Annotated in this window: 13 protein-coding genes and 1 pseudogene; 10 read left to right on the top strand and 4 right to left on the bottom strand. The window is 42.2% G+C overall.

Annotated features, from left to right (window positions below):
• Positions 1-89: 89 nt before the first annotated feature.
• Positions 90-1,493, bottom strand: coding sequence for a CapA family protein (locus ACESZG_RS15875; protein WP_368210493.1), 1,404 nt, complete (start codon positions 1,491-1,493; stop codon positions 90-92).
• A 343-nt stretch (positions 1,494-1,836) separates the two neighbouring features.
• Between ACESZG_RS15875 and ACESZG_RS15870 the strand changes: the two genes are divergently transcribed.
• From ACESZG_RS15870 to ACESZG_RS15860, 3 genes are read left to right on the top strand one after another with little or no spacing between them, the layout of a single operon-like run.
• Positions 1,837-2,274 (top strand): MarR family winged helix-turn-helix transcriptional regulator, encoded by a 438-nt coding sequence (locus tag ACESZG_RS15870; protein WP_173744754.1) that lies wholly within the window; start codon positions 1,837-1,839, stop codon positions 2,272-2,274.
• An 11-nt stretch (positions 2,275-2,285) separates the two neighbouring features.
• Complete coding sequence (locus tag ACESZG_RS15865) at positions 2,286-3,392, top strand: phosphoribosyltransferase domain-containing protein (protein WP_173744753.1); 1,107 nt, start codon at positions 2,286-2,288, stop codon at positions 3,390-3,392.
• Between the two features lies 1 nt (position 3,393).
• A complete protein-coding gene (locus ACESZG_RS15860; protein WP_368210497.1) occupies positions 3,394-4,446 on the top strand; it encodes a cysteine protease StiP family protein in 1,053 nt (350 codons plus the stop codon).
• Positions 4,447-4,458: 12 nt separating this feature from the next.
• Here the strand turns inward: ACESZG_RS15860 and ACESZG_RS15855 are convergent, their stop codons facing one another.
• A complete protein-coding gene (locus ACESZG_RS15855; RefSeq protein WP_368210500.1) occupies positions 4,459-5,421 on the bottom strand; it encodes an HpcH/HpaI aldolase/citrate lyase family protein in 963 nt (320 codons plus the stop codon).
• Between the two features lie 321 nt (positions 5,422-5,742).
• Between ACESZG_RS15855 and ACESZG_RS15850 the strand changes: the two genes are divergently transcribed.
• The 7 genes from ACESZG_RS15850 to ACESZG_RS15820 all read left to right on the top strand — a co-directional run bounded on the left by ACESZG_RS15850 (position 5,743) and on the right by ACESZG_RS15820 (position 14,707).
• Positions 5,743-8,016 (top strand): YceG family protein, encoded by a 2,274-nt coding sequence (locus ACESZG_RS15850; protein ID WP_368210503.1) that lies wholly within the window; start codon positions 5,743-5,745, stop codon positions 8,014-8,016.
• Between the two features lie 6 nt (positions 8,017-8,022).
• The gene (locus ACESZG_RS15845) at positions 8,023-9,177 is read left to right on the top strand and encodes a toxic anion resistance protein (protein ID WP_020993224.1); all 1,155 of its coding nucleotides are present in this window, start codon (positions 8,023-8,025) and stop codon (positions 9,175-9,177) included.
• A gap of 29 nt (positions 9,178-9,206) precedes the next feature.
• The gene (locus ACESZG_RS15840; RefSeq protein ID WP_118521505.1) at positions 9,207-9,788 is read left to right on the top strand and encodes a TerD family protein; all 582 of its coding nucleotides are present in this window, start codon (positions 9,207-9,209) and stop codon (positions 9,786-9,788) included.
• A 97-nt stretch (positions 9,789-9,885) separates the two neighbouring features.
• Positions 9,886-10,467, top strand: coding sequence for a TerD family protein (locus ACESZG_RS15835; protein WP_008705353.1), 582 nt, complete (start codon positions 9,886-9,888; stop codon positions 10,465-10,467).
• A 27-nt stretch (positions 10,468-10,494) separates the two neighbouring features.
• A complete protein-coding gene (locus ACESZG_RS15830; RefSeq protein WP_008705352.1) occupies positions 10,495-11,103 on the top strand; it encodes a TerD family protein in 609 nt (202 codons plus the stop codon).
• A 104-nt stretch (positions 11,104-11,207) separates the two neighbouring features.
• Positions 11,208-13,844 carry a cation-transporting P-type ATPase gene (locus tag ACESZG_RS15825; RefSeq protein WP_055200185.1) on the top strand — a complete coding sequence of 879 codons (2,637 nt, stop codon included), beginning with the start codon at positions 11,208-11,210 and terminating at the stop codon, positions 13,842-13,844.
• A gap of 77 nt (positions 13,845-13,921) precedes the next feature.
• The gene (locus ACESZG_RS15820; protein ID WP_118593211.1) at positions 13,922-14,707 is read left to right on the top strand and encodes an HAD hydrolase family protein; all 786 of its coding nucleotides are present in this window, start codon (positions 13,922-13,924) and stop codon (positions 14,705-14,707) included.
• Between the two features lie 53 nt (positions 14,708-14,760).
• Here ACESZG_RS15820 and ACESZG_RS15815 read toward each other — a convergent pair.
• Together ACESZG_RS15815 and ACESZG_RS15810 are read right to left on the bottom strand one after the other, a co-directional pair.
• Positions 14,761-14,886: pseudogene (locus tag ACESZG_RS15815) on the bottom strand (AIM24 family protein); the annotation flags it as partial.
• A gap of 9 nt (positions 14,887-14,895) precedes the next feature.
• Positions 14,896-16,656, bottom strand: a complete 1,761-nt coding sequence (locus tag ACESZG_RS15810; protein WP_373218715.1) for a DUF885 domain-containing protein — start codon at positions 16,654-16,656, stop codon at positions 14,896-14,898.
• Positions 16,657-16,849: the final 193 nt, after the last annotated feature.

The following is a 16,849-nucleotide window of genomic DNA, read 5'->3' as shown; positions in this document are numbered from 1 at the left end:
AGCGAAGCGGATTGCGAATATCTGCGTAATTAAAAAAGATGCCGACTAATTACAGTCAGCATCTTTTTTGTATACAAATCGGGAATTCATCAATAACCACTGTCGTCGGAAGAGTCTTCGGTTCCGTCTGATGTGTCTGCCTGATATTCCCAGGAGTGGATGGATTCTGTATCTTCCACTACATTTCCGGTAGTTTTGTCGATCATGTTGCCCTCCCAGTCAAACTTGACGTTCAGCAGGTTTGTATTTGTGGAAGGCTTCACATTCATGGACATGATTTCCTTAAATTTAGCTTTCAGGTTATCGAGAGTAAACTCATCACCGATCACATTTCTTACACTGTGGGAAGAAGCAAGTTCTTCTGTATAATCATCCAGCATATATGGTCCGTATTCTCCGTTATCGTGATTATAATGCATGACCATAGGTTTCACTTCCGGAGAAAGGATCTGGATGGTTGATTTGCCGTTCAGAGTTGATTTCTGTATGGTAAAACTTGCCATTCCTTCCAGAAGTTCCGGGAGTTCCTGCTGGGTGGAAACGAAGTTTCCGAGGGAGTAGAATATGGTGGTATTGTGTCCCTGGTCATCAGAAAGCTGTCCGTAAGGCTGAAGCACATGCGGATGACCGCCAATGATCACATCAACACCCTGCTGCATCAGAAAAGCGGCCCATTGTTTCTCGTATTCATTTGGCATGGTTTCATCTTCTGTTCCCCAGTGAGCCACAAAGATGATGCAGTCGCTGATTTCTTTGGCTTTCTGGATCATTGTGGTGATCTTATCCTTATCAAAGAGATCGATCATGTACTCATATCCTTCGCCTGCACCGGAATTATTGGTGCCGTATGTATAGTCAAGAAAAGCAATCTTAATACCATTCACTTCTTTTACTTTGACAGTGTCTGCATCTTCCTGGGTGGCGTGGATGCCAAGTACAGGAATATCCGGATAATTGGTGCTCCAGAAATCCAGAGTACTTTTCAGATAGTCATATCCATAATCATCGGCGTGATTTGTGGCAGATTCCACTACATCAAACCCTGCTTTGATAATGGCATCTCCCACTTCCTGGGGAGTGGCAAAAGAAGGATAAGTGCTGACAGCATCGTGGCTTGGAGCAAAAACCGTTTCCTGGTCGATCATGGCTACGTCTGCAGCCTGGATCTGGTCCAGAACATGAGTGTAGATATGGTCATAATTCCATATGCCGGAGTCATTTTCGCCGGATTCATACAGCTTGCTGTGATAAAGATTATCTCCAACAGCAATTACACTTGCAGTGGAGATGACAGGTGTTTCAGCTTTGATCTTATCCTGCTGTTCCTTGAGAGCCGCTGCTTCTGCTGCTTCTTTCTGCGGTTTACGGATCAGGGTGTAATCCATCTGATGCATCACCAGAACAAGCAGAACCAGAATAATAACAGAACACAGAAGACTGATCCGGGAGTTGATTCTCTCCCGTAAATTAAGTGGCATATTATTTTTTTTCATAGAAAATTCCCTTTAACTAAAATAGTTCTTAACAGTGAGAGTGCTGAACAGTTACAGCAATCTGCAGCCTGTATTGCTGTCCTCAGTACCGTATCTCAAATTCATTGCAGACTGCATACGGAAATGAGACAGGAGCGTATGAACTGTAATCTATCTATTCATTATAACAAATTTCATGGTTCAAAGAAAGAATTAAGAGAGAAATTCTTTGAAAACCTGCCAGAAATGCTTTGTGAGACAAAGTATTTTAGTGTATAATAGGTAGCAATATAACCATGAATGTACAAACATGCTACAGCAATGCTATATGGAATTGCTTAAGCAAAAAGAGGGAGGTAACCGGATGAACCATTATGAGGCAATTAATGATGTACTGGTCAATTTATTTAATGAGATTCTGGACCTGGAAGAACGGGCATTGATTACGGGAGAATATAAGAATATTTCCGTCAATGATATGCACATTATTAATGCAGTAGGTATCCGGGAACAGAAGAATATGTCAACAGTAGCCAGAGAACTGAATGTGACTGTGGGTACATTGACGATCGCTGTGAATAATCTTGTAAAGAAGGGATATATCCAGCGTATGAGAAGTCAGGAGGACCGAAGGGTTGTGCTGATCTCCCTGACAGAACAGGGGAAGAAAGCTTATTACCATCATAAAGATTTCCATGAGAAGATGGTACTGGCTTTACTTAAAGGCCTAAATGTGGAGGAGACAGAGGCATTGACGAAAGCTCTGACCAAGTTGCAGGGATTTTTCAGATCATATCAGTAGAAGGAGTAAAGATGGAATATACTGAGAAGGATTTAGTAAAGATCGCAAAAAGGGAAAATAATACGAAGAGAAACTATCTGGTAGTGGATCCGCTTCAGGGAAAGCATATTCCGGTAGTGCCATCAAAGGCACTGGATTTATTTGCTGCTCTGGCAGATACTTTCAGGGAGAAATACAAAGATGAAAAACTTTTGCTGGTGGGCTTTGCGGAGACAGCAACTGCCATAGGTGCTCAGGTAGCGATTACTGTGGGGGCAGATTATATTCAGACCACCAGAGAAGTTATTCCCGGCGTGAATTATCTGTTTTTTTCCGAGGAACACAGCCATGCCACAGAGCAGAAGCTGGTAAAAGATGATATTGACAGAGCAGTGGCGGAGACGGATCGGATCATATTTATCGAGGATGAAGTAACTACCGGAAAAACAATTCGGAATATCATCAGTATTCTTGACAGGGAATATGACGGAAAATTTAAATATTCAGTAGCATCTCTGTTAAACGGAATGAGCGAGGAGAATCTGGAACGTTATAAGAGACAGGGGATTTCCCTGTATTATCTGGTAAAAACGGATCACAGTACTTACGGAGACAGAGCAGAAACATTTAAGGGAGACGGATTTTATTATAAATGTCCGGATAAGGCCACAGAGTATACAACGATTTATGTTAAAGACCGGATGGATGCCCGCAGATTGATTGATTCCGGGAAATATGAAGAAGCATGTGAGAATCTGTGGAGAGAAATCCGGGAGAAAACCGGAAACATGGCTGATAATATATCTGGCAAAAGAATACTGGTGATCGGCACTGAGGAGTTTATGTTCCCTGCACTTTATATCGGAAGAAAGATGGAAAAAGAGGGAGCCGAAGTAAGGTGCCATTCGACTACAAGAAGTCCCATTGCTGTGAGTCTGGAAAAAGAGTATCCCCTTCACAGCAGATATGAACTGAAAAGTTTATATGATCCGGACAGGAGAACGTTTATTTACGATATAGGAAAATATGACAAGGTATTGATTGTCACAGATTCCCCGGAAATAAAGGAGAGTCAGGAAACGCTGATAAATGCTGTCCGGATGCAGAACAAGGATATTACAGTTGTAAGGTGGTGCTGATTTGAGAAGTTCCTATTTAGAAGAAGATGTGATTTTATTATTGAAGGATATTACCGGGATGGTAGAACCTCAGCCTGCCAAAGTGCGGGAGAAACTGATTCAGTCCGGAAAACATTACAGCGAGATGCTGCCTGTTGAATATGTTCCTACAGATCAGTATATGCAGGTATATCATAATGCGCTGAAACATTATGCGAAGCCGGTTGCCAATGCAGTAGGAATGCTGGCAGATAAGATCATAGAGAATAAGGGAAAGAAAATTGTCCTGGTATCCCTTGCCAGAGCGGGAATCCCAATTGGTATCCTTGTGAAGCGATACATCAAATTCAAATATGGTATAAATGTGCCTCATTATTCCATTTCAATTATCAGAGGAAGAGGGATTGACGATAATGCCATGAAGTATCTGCTTGAAAAGTATAGACCGCAGCAGATTTTATTTGTGGACGGATGGATTGGCAAGGGTGCGATCCTGAATGAATTGAAGAAAGATATCTCTGCATATGAAGGGGTTTCTGCTGACATAGCGGTAGTGGCAGATCCGGCAAATGTTACGGAGCTTTGCGGAACACATGAAGATATCCTGATCCCAAGTTCCTGCCTGAACAGTACAGTATCCGGCCTTATCAGCCGTACTTTTCTGAGAGATGACATAATAGGCAGAGATGATTTCCATGGGGCAGTCTATTACGGAGAACTGACAGATTCTGATCTGTCATATGACTTTATTGAAACCATTGAAAAGGAATTTAATATGGAGAATACACCTGATCTGGAAAAAAGAGTGGAAAGTCAGGGTATTGATGAGGTAATAAATATAGGAAAGAATTTCGGTATTGACGATATTAATCTGATCAAACCGGGGATCGGAGAGACAACAAGAGTATTACTGAGGAGAATTCCCTGGAAGGTGCTGATCGATGAGCGATATAAGGGAAATCCTCAGTTGGAGCATATTGTCAGACTTGCCGAAGAGAAACATACACCTGTAGAATACTATCCACTTACACATTATAAATGCTGTGGAATCATTAAGAAGCTTGCGGATGCGTGAGAAGGGTAATACTTATTCTGTTATTCCGAAAACTTCTGAAAGATAAACTGTTTTCTCAGCCCAGTTCAGATGGGTTTTATATTCATTCATTCTTTCTCTGGTTTTGCTTCCTGCAACAAGGGAAGCAGAATCAGCATTCCAGTTTAAAATCGCCCGTGCGTCAAGGTAGTCATTTCGTGAAACCTGATAAGCTCTGTTTACTACAGGGATCTGTGAAGGGTGGATAACGGTTTTTCCGATGAAACCGCAAAGTCTGTCCTCCCGGATTTCCTGAATCATTCCTTCTTTCCAGCTGTCACCGGCATAATATTCCCATACAGGACCGGAAATCACATAATCCATACCATATACAGTGATAATATCTGAGAAAATATCTGAAACAGGTCTGATGCTGTGAATAGATTCATTGGCATGTCTGCGAAACCCAAACATATGGCACAGATCATTTCCGCCAACACGTATATTCAGTATAAGATCTTCAATTCTGGCTAAAGAATCCCTTAACAAATAGAGAATATCAATTCTGTTTCGCAAATCTATAATGGAAGGACTTTCGTAAATAGGCATCATGTAAAGCTTTTTTGCGACAAGTTCATTGACGAGGATCATCTGCTCAATATAACTTTGTGCGTTATCCGGGCTGAATTTAGGGACGATGAAACCGGTAACAATCTTAATGGATTTCCCAAGAGCTTTTGTTAATCTCTGAATCTGCTGTGGATTCCGAACCCGGATAAATATTTTGGGCAGATAGAATGGCTTTTGTTCATGCTGCATGAATATCTGGCTGAGAGAAGAAATCAGTATCTGCTCGGCTTCTTCAACATGATCGTCGTTTATGGTATCTTCAAGACAGAGAGCAAGAGAAAATCTGTTCCCGAATCTTTCATTTATCAGAGAATCAGTGATGGATATTCTGTTGGCAGGACAATAGAGTAATGGACCTACACTGTAATATAAAACATTATTTTTCATAACACTCCTTCTGACATATCTACAAAAATTCCCGTAAATAGGGTACCTTATAGAAATTCAATAAAATACTGCAGGTAATCCGGTCCATCACAGTGTGAAGGACCGAGTCAGCAGCTACATCATAGCACATTTCAGGGGAATAAGCCATAGAAAGAACAGGGGAATTTTCTTGAAATATAAATAGCAATATGATACAATTTTGAGGTAGAATTTATACGAAAATTTGGAGAAAATTATGGTTCCGCATTATTTTATGAAATTGCTGTAGAACTTATCATGAACAGAAATAAGATAAGCAGATATTGAAGGTGAGATACTTATATGTTGGAACACAAAAAAATTCAAAACCTCAGTGATTATTTTGTCGAACTGAACAGCAGGCGGGAGAAAGGTGTTTATTTCTACCGTATCAACGGATATTCTGAAGAAGTCGGCGAATTTATAAAGAAATATTATGATACAGCAAGAAGAACCGGAGTGGTTATCGAAGGGAAGATACCTAATCCCGATGAGGGGAATCTTGCATATTATAATGAAATAATGGGAATGGATTTTCAGATGAGTATGGATTTTATCCATGTCAGTCTGAGAAAATGGCTGCCAAGGATGAATGAGTTTCAGAGACAGAATGTGGCAGCCTCCATTTATGACTCTCTGGATTCCCTGCGAAAAGCCGGGAAAACCGAGAATATGCTCAGGAACGCATATATCAAGTTCATGTGCTGGCTGTATTATAAATTTGAACGCATTGTAAATCAGCTTGGAGAGAACCATATCCCTAAAATATTATATGAAGGGCAGATAAGCAATTATGAGTTAATGCTCATATCGATTCTTTCCAATGCAGGCTGTGATGTAGTACTGCTTCAGTATGCAGGGGATCAGGGATATCTGAAAACAGATCCGGGTTCCGTTCTCTCAGACAGTTTGCAGATGGAAGGTTTGCAGCCATTTCCGCAGGGATATTGTGTGAAAAAGGTCAGAGATGAGATTCAGAATGAACTCAACAATGAGAGACTGTATGGAATCAGACCTTCGCTTACAAATTGTACAAATGCATGGATAAAGGGAAACGGCCTGGATGATATCCGCGAGAGCATTCTGTTAAGGGGAAATGACAGCCGTTTTTTTTATAACTGTTTCTGCAGGATTAACGGGGCAGAAGATAAGCTTACTTATGCAAATGAGTTATTCAGATTGCAGCAGGAACTGAGAAATTCAAAGAGAAATACGGTGGTCGTAAGTAAAGAGATTCCAAGACCAACGCCGCAGGAAATTTCAGAGATAAAGAGGTCAAACTATACATCCGGAGATCAGATGCTCCTGGGACTTGCGTGTAATATACAGTATGGAGCCAATCCGGAGCTTCAGCGGATCCTGCATAAAACATTTGTGGATGTTATGCTGGCTGAATCTCAGAAGGAAGGGGAAAATCTTAACAGATTGACAAACAGGGCAGTGTATCTGCTGTGCTGGATGAGAAGATATCTGCCGAAGCTGTTCATAAACTGGAAATCACCGGAGATTGGATGCTTTATTTATCTGGGGGGCTGCCGGAATGAAAACGAAGCTCTGTTTATGAGTTTCCTTGGGCGGCTGCCACTGGATGTGCTGATCTTATGTCCTGATCTGAACATTAAGTGCTGTCTGGAAGATAAACTTCTGTATGAGGTCAACTATCTGGAGAGTCTGGCGATCACAGAATATCCGGAAGAGAGTTCTCAGGTAAAGATTGGAACAGCCGCTTATCATGCGGAAAGAGAACTTGATACTCTGATGTATCAGGACAGTGGGATATACAGAAATCAGCAGTATGTGAAGGCGAATGTTATCAATCTGCAGACCATGTATGAAGAGATAAAACTACTGTGGGATCAGGAATTGAAATACAGACCTAATTTCAGCACAGTTAACGGTGTGGTAAATATTCCGGTTATTTTTTCAAAAATCTCAGGAGTGAAGGATGGAAGTGTTTCTCAGTACTGGGAATCCATAGCAGCACTGATCACAGAGGATACTGTTGTTGTGAAAAGTGCTCCGTACATTGAACCAACTGCCTCCGGTCCAATGAAAGCCTTTGCCGTAGAATTTTATAAAAACGGAAAGCTTCTGCGGAATAAAATAAAGAATCATCCCAGATATCCTTATCATCTTCTTCGGGAGGAAATGCAGGAATTTATACTTGACAAGCTGCAGCTTCTGATCGAGCGGAAACTGATAAAGGGTATTGGGGAAAATGGTACAGAATATACAGTGATCGCGCAGATTCTGGATCTGCCGAAGGAGATTCTGCGTCTGATCCAGAAATTTGATTTTACAAAAAAGAATCCGAAACTGATATATATTAATACAGGGGAGACGATGATTTCACTTCAGGATTCGATTCTTGTAACATTCCTGAACCTGGCAGGATTTGACATTCTGTTTTTTGTCCCTACAGGCTATCAGAGTGTGGAGAACTACTTTGCAGAAAAACTGATGGAAGAGCACCAGATCGGGGAATATAAATACGATATGCAGGTTCCGGATCTGAATAACATTTCGACAAACAGTACCCGCCCCTCATGGCGGAGAAAACTTTTCAGGAGAGGTTAGTAGATTATGGGACTTGATTTCGGTAAATCATCTATGGGAAATCCTGCTCAGGCCGGTAATGGTCTTCAGGAGAAAAATGAGATTGAAGTTGTGGAGAAATATGATATTGTCGCTGACAGGCAGCAGATGAATGCTGAGCTGGTCAATTCAAAAGAAGTGGACGATATTGTCAGCACGATCGAAGTTTACAATATGGATACCATTGTATCTTTTGGTGCGAAAGCAGCAGAGGAGATTTCCAAGGCATCTGATGTGGTCCTCAACAGCATGAATATGTCGCAGCTTAATGAGACAAGCGAGATGCTTAAATCGCTGGCAAAGATCATGGATCAGTTTGATATTAATGAAATTAAGGATAATCCGGGACTTTTCGGAAAGCTTTTCGGAAATTTCAGAAAACAGCTGGATAAGATACTGGCCAAGTATCACACAATGGGCGAAGAAGTTGATAAGATTTATGTTCAGCTTAAAGGATATGAGTCTGAAATCAAACAGTCCAATAAAAAGCTGGATACCATGTTTAAGACCAATGTGGATTATTATCATGAACTGGTGAAATATATCCTTGCAGGAGAACAGGCATGTAAAGAGATTGAAGCCTACATTGCCCAGAGACAGCAGGATATGGAGAATACGGGAGATCAGTCTATTCAGTTTGAACTTACCAGTCTGAATCAGGCACTGATGATGTTGGAACAGAGGACACAGGATCTGAGAACAGCAGAGAATGTGGCAATGCAGTCCATTCCCATGATAAAGACTATGGAGTTCAGCAATTACAATCTGGTGAGAAAGATCAATTCTGCGTTTATCGTTACGCTTCCTGTATTTAAGCAGGCACTTGCGCAGGCAATTCTTCTGAAAAGGCAGAAGATACAGGCAGAATCTATTGCAGAACTGGATAAGAAAACAAATGAGATGCTTCTTAAGAATGCCCAGAATACAGTAGATGTATCGAAGATGACAGCTAAAATGGCATCCGGAAGTTCCATTCAGATTGAGACTCTTGAGAAGACATGGGCAACCATTACAAATGGAATCGAAGAGACAAGAAGGATCCAGGAAGATGCCAGAAAGAAACGCCAGGAGGATCAGGTTCGTCTGGAGGCAATCAAACAGGATTTTAACAAACAATACAATGTGCCACCGGTAAGAAAATAAAAACACAGAAAAAAGGGAGGATGAATGATATGCCTATTAATTTATCAAAAGGACAGAAGGTAGATTTAACAAAGAAGAATCCGGGACTTAAGAAGATCATGGTAGGACTTGGATGGGATGTAAACGCTTTTGATTCAGGTTCGGATTTTGACCTGGATGCAGCAGCATTTATGCTTGGTGCCAACGGAAAATGCCCTACAGAGAAAGAATTCATTTTCTATGGCAATCTGAAGCATGCCAGTGAATCAGTCATCCACATGGGAGATAACCTTACCGGTGAGGGTGAAGGTGATGATGAGCAGATTATGATCGATCTGTCAAAGGTTCCGGCGAATATTGAGAGAATTGCGTTTACAGTTACCATTTATGATGCAGAAGCAAGACGTCAGAACTTCGGACAGGTTTCAAACTCTTACATCCGTCTGGTAGATGAATCCAATGAGATGGAACTGATCCATTATGATCTTGGGGAGGACTTCTCCATTGAAACAGCAGTAGTTGTAGGAGAACTTTACAGACATAACGGAGAGTGGAAGTTTAATGCCATCGGAAGCGGATTCCAAGGTGGACTTGCAGCACTCTGCGGTCATTATGGTATTGAAGTAGCGTAATGTAAGAGACAGTCGGCTGTTTGGTAAAAATACTAAACAGTTATCAGGTATGGAGCTGTATAGCGAAGCGGATAAGACAATATGGGAGGAAAAATATATGCCAGTTAGTTTAAAAAAAGGACAGAAGGTCAGTCTTACAAAAGGTAACCCGGGACTTAAGAATGTAGTTGTAGGTATCGGATGGGATATCAATGCTTTTGACACAGGCGGAGATTTCGATCTGGATGCAGCAGCGTTCTGTCTGACAGATTCCGGAAGGGTTTCTGATTCGAACGATTTTGTATTCTATGGAAATCTTGTACATCCGTCCGGAGCAGTCCAGCATATGGGAGACAACCTTACAGGTGCCGGAGACGGAGATGATGAGCAGATTAAGATCGATCTGTCAAAGATTCCTGCCAATATCACAAAGATTGCATTTACAGTTACCATCTATGATGCAGAGGCAAGACGCCAGAATTTCGGACAGGTTTCCAATGCCTTTGTGAGGATCTTCAATGAAGTGACAGGAGAAGAAATCCTCAGATATGATCTTGGAGAAGATTTCTCTATTGAAACAGCAGTTGTATTTGGTGAACTGTACAAGAATGGTGACGAATGGAAATTTAATGCCATTGGAAGCGGTTATCAGGGTGGTCTGGCTGCTTTGTGCAACAGTTATGGTGTAGACGTAGAATAGTGCCGGAGGGCAACAGGAGGGACGAAAATGTCAGTAAGCTTACAGAAAGGACAGAAGGTAAATCTGTCAAAGGAGCATGCAGGATTAGCAAAGGTGATCGTGGGACTTGGCTGGGATGAGGCAAAGCCATCCGGCGGTGGTGGATTGTTTGGTGCATTATTTGGTTCTTCATCACATCAGGCAATCGACTGCGACGCTTCTGCAATCATGTTGAAAAATGGTAAATTTACAGATAAAACAGACCTAGTATATTTCGGCAACCTGAAACATAAATCCGGGACAGTCAATCATATGGGAGACAATCTTACAGGAGCAGGCGAGGGAGATGATGAGCAGATCGTTATTGATCTGTCAAGAGTTCCGGCTGAATATGATAAGATTGTCATTGTTGTCAATATCTATCAGGCAGTAAAGAGAAAACAGCATTTTGGAATGATCCAGAATGCATTTATCCGTCTGGTTGATGCCAGAAACAATAAAGAAATGTGCAAATATAATTTAACTGAGAATTATTCAGGTATGACTGCGATGATTTTTGGGGAAATATACAGGTATAACGGTGAATGGAAATTCAACGCCGTAGGAAATGGCACAACAGATCCCGGACTTGGGGAACTCTGCCAGAGATTTGTGTGAAAATAAAAAGAGGAGCTGTTATGGTTCCTCTTTTTATATAAAATCCGGTAACTGTCTGTCCATGATTGAACAGTTGCAAAACCCGAAAGAGGAGGTTAATTATTATGAATGAAATAAACAAAGAGGAGCGAATGCAGGGCCTGTCCGGACAGCAGGTCAGCGAGAGCAAGGCGAAGTACGGCACCAATGAGCTGGCGAAGAAAGAGACAGAATCACTCTGGTCCATGTTTATCGGTGCATTTGATGACATCTGGATCAAGGTATTATGTGCGGCTCTGGCACTTAAAGTTATCCTGGCTGTGCTGGGAATCTTTGTCCCTGCATTATCCGGCGGAAATGATGTTGTGGAGATCATCAGTATTGTGATCGCAATCGCACTTGCTACCGGTTTCAGTACCCTGTCAGAGTACAGAAATACTTCAAGAAGTGAGGCGCTTCAGGAAGAATACAGCAAGACTTATGCCAAAGTTGTAAGAGACGGAAAGCTGGTCAATATTCTTACCAGTGAAATCGTTAAAGGTGATACGATCCTTATCCAGGCAGGAGATAAGGTTCCGGCAGATGGTCTGTTATTTGAAGGTAAGATCAAAGTATCTCAGGCGGCATTAAACGGTGAATCAAGAGATGAGAATAAAGCAGCAGTCACCAATATGGACGAGGCAGAATCTACGGATTACTCCTCACAGGGAAAAGTCTTTATGGGTTCTGTTGTGACTTCAGGCGAAGGTTACATGATCGCAACTGTTATCGGAGACAGTTCTGAATTAGGAAAGATAAACAAAGCTCTGACAGATACCTCCGAGGAAGAAGAGCGAAAAGATACTTCCAGCCTGAAGCTGGAGGGTGTGGCAGCAGGTATCGGTAAACTGGGTGTGTCAGCTGCAGCGATCGCAGGTATCCTTCATGTTGTCCTGACTCTGATCAGGGCAGATCAGGCAATCACTGTTGTTTCCGTTCTCCTTGTAATAGCGGAAGCAGTTATGCTTATGGCTTCTATCGTGATCATGGCAGTTCCGGAGGGACTCCCGATGATGAACAGTCTGGTTCAGTCAATGAATACAGAGTCCATGTATAAAAAGAATATCCTTGTCAGCCACAAGGCGGCATTTTCAGATTCTGCTTACATGAACGTGCTGTTCAGTGATAAAACCGGAACGATCACACAGGGTAACCTGTCACTGGTAGAATTTATCACAGGTAACGGTGAGATTGTGGATTCCATCCAGAGCAGGGAGTTTATAGAAGCTATCACTCTGAATAACCTTGCAAAGATTTCCTCAGAAGGAAAGGCAATCGGAAGTAACAACATGGACAGAGCACTGCTCTCTTATGCCATTGATCATGGTTATAATGATTATGACAATGATCCGGAGAAGGTAGAAGAGATCAGCGGATTTGATTCCGAGAAGAAATGTGCCACTGTAAAACTGAAAAACGGACTTGTTTACTGGAAGGGTGCTACAGAGAATATCATTGATAAAGTAACACATTACATGCTTCCGGACGGGGAAGAAAGAGAGTTTACAAAGGCAGATAAAGATAAAGTAGAAGAACAGATGCATGCACAGGCAAAGAGAACCATGAAGCTTCTCTCCGTAGCGAAAATCAGCGATGGAAAGACTGTTCTTATGGCAGTTCTGTGTCTGCGTGATAATGTCAGAACAGATGCGGTTGAGACTGTTCAGATTCTCAATGATGCAGGAATCCAGGTAGTTATGGTTACCGGTGATGCAGAGGAAACTGCAGTAGCCATTGCAAAAGAGGCAGGTATTCTTGCAGATGAGAAGAAGGATGTGGTTCTTACCCATGAAGAAATGGAGAAATTATCAGATGAAGAGCTGAAGAAAGTTCTCCCGAACCTGAGAGTGGTAAGCCGCGCGAAACCGCTTGATAAGAAAAGACTGGTATCTCTTTCACAGCAGATTGATAATGTCTGTGGTATGACCGGTGACGGTGTGAACGATGCTCCCGCATTAAAACAGGCAGACATTGGTTTTGCAATGGGAGATGGTACAGCAGTTGCACAGGAGGCAGGAGATGTTGTTATCCTTAATAACAGTCTGACTTCCATTAAAGACTGTGTGCTTAACAGCAGGACTATGGCGAAATCTGTGGGAAAATTCCTCATTTTCCAGCTTACTGTAAATATCAGTACTCTGTTAATGAATATCATTGCACCGATCCTGGGATGGACAGAGCCGTTTTCCATTGTCCAGATCCTTTGGATCAACCTGATCATGGATACACTGGCTGCCATGGCGTTTGGTGGAGAACCTATTCTTGACAGATATATGAAAGATCAGCCGGCAAAGAGAACAGATAATATTCTGACTCCGTATATCAAGTCAGCGATCGGAGTAAGTGCAATATTTATTACCCTTGGTTCTATCCTGATACTTGAGAATATCGGCGGCATTACCAGTTGGGTAATCCCTGCGGGATGTGCAGATCCGGAGCTTTATGAGAAAACATTTATGTTTGCGTTCTTCATTTATGCGATTATCTTTAACAGTCTGAATACCAGATCTGAGAAGTTTAATCTGTTTGAGCATATCGGGGAGAATAAGAACTTCGTACTGGTAATGGGAGCAATCTTTGTTCTTCAGACCATTATCATTGAAATCGGCGGAAAAGTATTTAACACAACTCTGCTTGAGCCAAAGGCATTACTGGTATCCATGGTACTTGCAGTACTTATTATACCGGTGGATCTTATCAGAAAAGCAATCATGAGCAGGTAAACAATACGTATGAAATAATAATTATGGGGCTGTCGCAGGTAATAACAGTGCGGCAGTCCCATTTTTGGAGGAAGCGAATGAATGGCATTTTATGCGCGGACATGGACAATACCATAATATATTCGTATAAGCGCAATATCGGTGAAAATAAATTAAATGTTGAGTTATATAATGGAAGAGAAATCTCGTTTATTTCTGAAAAAACGCATGATCTGTTGAAAAAAGTAAGTGAGAAGATGACTATCATACCAACATCCACAAGGACGGAAGAACAGTATAAACGTATTGATCTGGATATAGGAATCGTACCCTATGCCCTTGTCTGTAATGGAGGAGTACTGCTGGTAAATGGTAAGCGCGACAGAGAGTGGTATCTGGAGTCGCTGCAAATGATCCGGAACAGCAGACCGGAAATGGAAAAAGCGCAGCAGATTCTTGCCGGGGATTCCAGACGAAAGTTTGAGCTGAGATTTCTAGATGAGCTTTTTATTTTTACAAAATGTGAAAAGCCAGAGGAAGTGGTTGAAGATCTGCAGGCAAAACTGACTACGAAGCTGGTGGACGTATTTCATAATGGAGAGAAGGTATATGTTGTTCCTGTAAATCTGAGTAAGGGAATGGCTGTGAGAAGACTTCGAAAGAGACTGCAGCCTGCATATATCATAGCAGCCGGAGACAGCGAATTCGATGTTTCCATGGTGGAAGAAAGCGACCTGGGATTAGTTCCGGCCGGATTTAAAAAGATTTACGGTAATGGTAGCGACAGATTCAAAGAGACAGTGATGGAAATGGAGGCAGGAAGACTGTTTTCGGAAACATTACTTGAGAAATGTTTGGTTTTATATTTTAAAGAGCCGGACTGACTGCAATTCTATAAAATATTGCAGTCAGTCCGGCACTTTGTTATATCAGGCTGTTAATCCATACTGACGCGGATTCCGCTCTGACGTTCAGATGGCTGAATGATAACCGTAACATTATCTCCACCATGCCACTCAAACTGATAAGACTCTCCGGAAGTCTGGCCGATGAAAGTTTTCCAGTAATTCGTTTATTTTATGTATTTTTCCAGAACCGGAAACTGTACAGGTCCGATGTCCAGAATCCGGCGGTGAAATTCTTTCAGGTCGAAATCATCTCCAAGTCTTTTCTGACAGACTGTTTTCAAGTCAAGGAAATTCAGATATCCCCAATAGTATTTCAGATAGTTACCGGGAGTTTCCACAATATACTGATAGATTTCGGCAGCAGTAGAAGCATTGTTGATGCCAAATGCTTTCAGAAAGACAGCAGTGCGGGCTGCATCCCAGCCCCTGTAATGAATGCCGATATCGATCAGGGAGTAAATGCACAGATTCATACTCCTGTTTAACCAGGCAAGCCGGACGGCATTTTTGGCAGAATCCGGATCCTTCATGAGGGAGGCGGCATATTCATAGCCGTAGGATTCCACGTAGGTTGCCCAGCCTTCCACGTAACCAGAGGAGGTGACCAGATATCTGATGTCAGAGGGATTGTTTTCGGCAAAAGAAACTGTCTGGTAAAGATGGCCGGGAAATCCTTCATGTGCCAGTGTGCCGAAAAGTTCCAGAGAAGAGGTACGTCCGGAATCGTTGATATAGATTACGTTGGGACTTCGGGTATCCACAGGCGGCGTGAGGTAAAAAGCAGGACTTAAGAATTTTTTCATGGAAGGATGAACGGTGCGGAGTTCGTAAGAGGCATCTTTCAGTTCCGGGAAATCTTTTTTCATCAATTCCGGAAGCTTCTCAAGCATCTGAGTCGGTGTCAGCGTAAGTTCACTGGAACATTGATTCAGCCTGTCGATCAGGGAGGAATTCTGTTTCAGAAGGGAAGATATCTCCCGATAGTCGGACAAAAGCTGAGCTGACAGCCTTTTTTCAATTTGTCCGACAGGTACATAGGTTCCTGTCTGGCTTTGCAGCAGGTAGAGGTAATATTCACGCCCACCCTCAAAAAATGCCAGGCCCCGGCTGCTTTTGCCTGTACCGCGAAGACTTTCCAGACTGTCTGCCAGTTCCTGATAAGCAGGGATCACTTCGGTTAAGATCAGTTTATGATGATATGTACAGAGTTTTTTCTGATCTTCGCTGCTAAATGCAGGGTTGGAGAAAGCTTTCAGTTTCTGTGCGAAAATATCATCCATGTAGTTGGAATCAGGATTTGCGACAAAAGAATGACATTGTTTCAGGATACGGTCCAGAGTTGTGTCGCTCATGAAAAGCCCTGACTGGGATTTCTGCTTTTCCAGTTTTATAATACTTTGAAAATATGGCCTGACGGTACTCAGAAGTTTCAGATAATCAGAGATATCTTCTTTTGTCCGGAAAGTATATTCCGCCAGAAGAATGGGAAGTTGTGCCTGCACACCCAGGCCTGGTCCCAGCGGCTCATCCAGGGCGCTGTTTTTTCCAAGGGAGGCTCTGGTGTGAAAATAGAGAAGAAGCATATCACAGGTAAGCCGGTTTTCTTCGGAGAGCCTGGAATAGGCAAAGGATTTCAGCTCTTTCTCATATTCCAGACAGAGACTGGTGGTCTTAGCCGGGTCAGAAAGTGCAGTTCCAAGAGTTGCCTCGGGCTTTCTGATACCTTTTTTTTCAGGGTGTGCAAGAGTGTAGTGAAGGGTGAGGGTATTGCTGCATACTTCGGACCGGAATAATTTTTCCGTAAAGGTCTGAAAACGGGAGTTTTCAGAAACAAAGTGGTCGGAGAGAACACCCATGCTGATGCCAATGGCAAAGACCAGACACAGGCTGAGGATTCTTTTAGGGATATTTTTATAAATACGCATATCCACCTCGGAATCTGCTTTTTACTATCTTATTGAAGGAAGGCATGAAGTATGCTTTCGGTAACATCATTACTGTTCACACACCATTATCCCGCGAGGTGTTTTGGCATAAATATGCCAAAATCCCGAGACATACAAGCCAAAATTCATTCCAAATGCTTGTCACACTTTTTTCATTTGACAAAATTGGGAT

It is taken from the genome of Blautia sp. Marseille-P2398 (genome assembly GCF_964240315.1).
GTDB classification, from domain to species: Bacteria; Bacillota; Clostridia; order Lachnospirales; family Lachnospiraceae; genus Blautia_A; species Blautia_A wexlerae.
The sequence above is the reverse complement of the archived record's forward strand: the minus strand, read 5'-3'. Positions and strand labels throughout refer to the sequence as shown.

Bases quoted from the DNA above. Each gene is read 5' to 3' on its own strand.
- ACESZG_RS15875 (WP_368210493.1), bottom strand. From the start codon at position 1,493: ATGAAAAAAAATAATATGCCACTTAATTTACGGGAGAGAATCAACTCC.
- ACESZG_RS15870 (WP_173744754.1), top strand. From the start codon at position 1,837: ATGAACCATTATGAGGCAATTAATGATGTACTGGTCAATTTATTTAAT.
- ACESZG_RS15865 (WP_173744753.1), top strand. From the start codon at position 2,286: ATGGAATATACTGAGAAGGATTTAGTAAAGATCGCAAAAAGGGAAAAT.
- ACESZG_RS15855 (WP_368210500.1), bottom strand. From the start codon at position 5,421: ATGAAAAATAATGTTTTATATTACAGTGTAGGTCCATTACTCTATTGT.
- ACESZG_RS15850 (WP_368210503.1), top strand. From the start codon at position 5,743: ATGTTGGAACACAAAAAAATTCAAAACCTCAGTGATTATTTTGTCGAA.
- ACESZG_RS15845 (WP_020993224.1), top strand. From the start codon at position 8,023: ATGGGACTTGATTTCGGTAAATCATCTATGGGAAATCCTGCTCAGGCC.
- ACESZG_RS15840 (WP_118521505.1), top strand. From the start codon at position 9,207: ATGCCTATTAATTTATCAAAAGGACAGAAGGTAGATTTAACAAAGAAG.
- ACESZG_RS15835 (WP_008705353.1), top strand. From the start codon at position 9,886: ATGCCAGTTAGTTTAAAAAAAGGACAGAAGGTCAGTCTTACAAAAGGT.
- ACESZG_RS15830 (WP_008705352.1), top strand. From the start codon at position 10,495: ATGTCAGTAAGCTTACAGAAAGGACAGAAGGTAAATCTGTCAAAGGAG.
- ACESZG_RS15825 (WP_055200185.1), top strand. From the start codon at position 11,208: ATGAATGAAATAAACAAAGAGGAGCGAATGCAGGGCCTGTCCGGACAG.
- ACESZG_RS15820 (WP_118593211.1), top strand. From the start codon at position 13,922: ATGAATGGCATTTTATGCGCGGACATGGACAATACCATAATATATTCG.
- ACESZG_RS15810 (WP_373218715.1), bottom strand. From the start codon at position 16,656: ATGCGTATTTATAAAAATATCCCTAAAAGAATCCTCAGCCTGTGTCTG.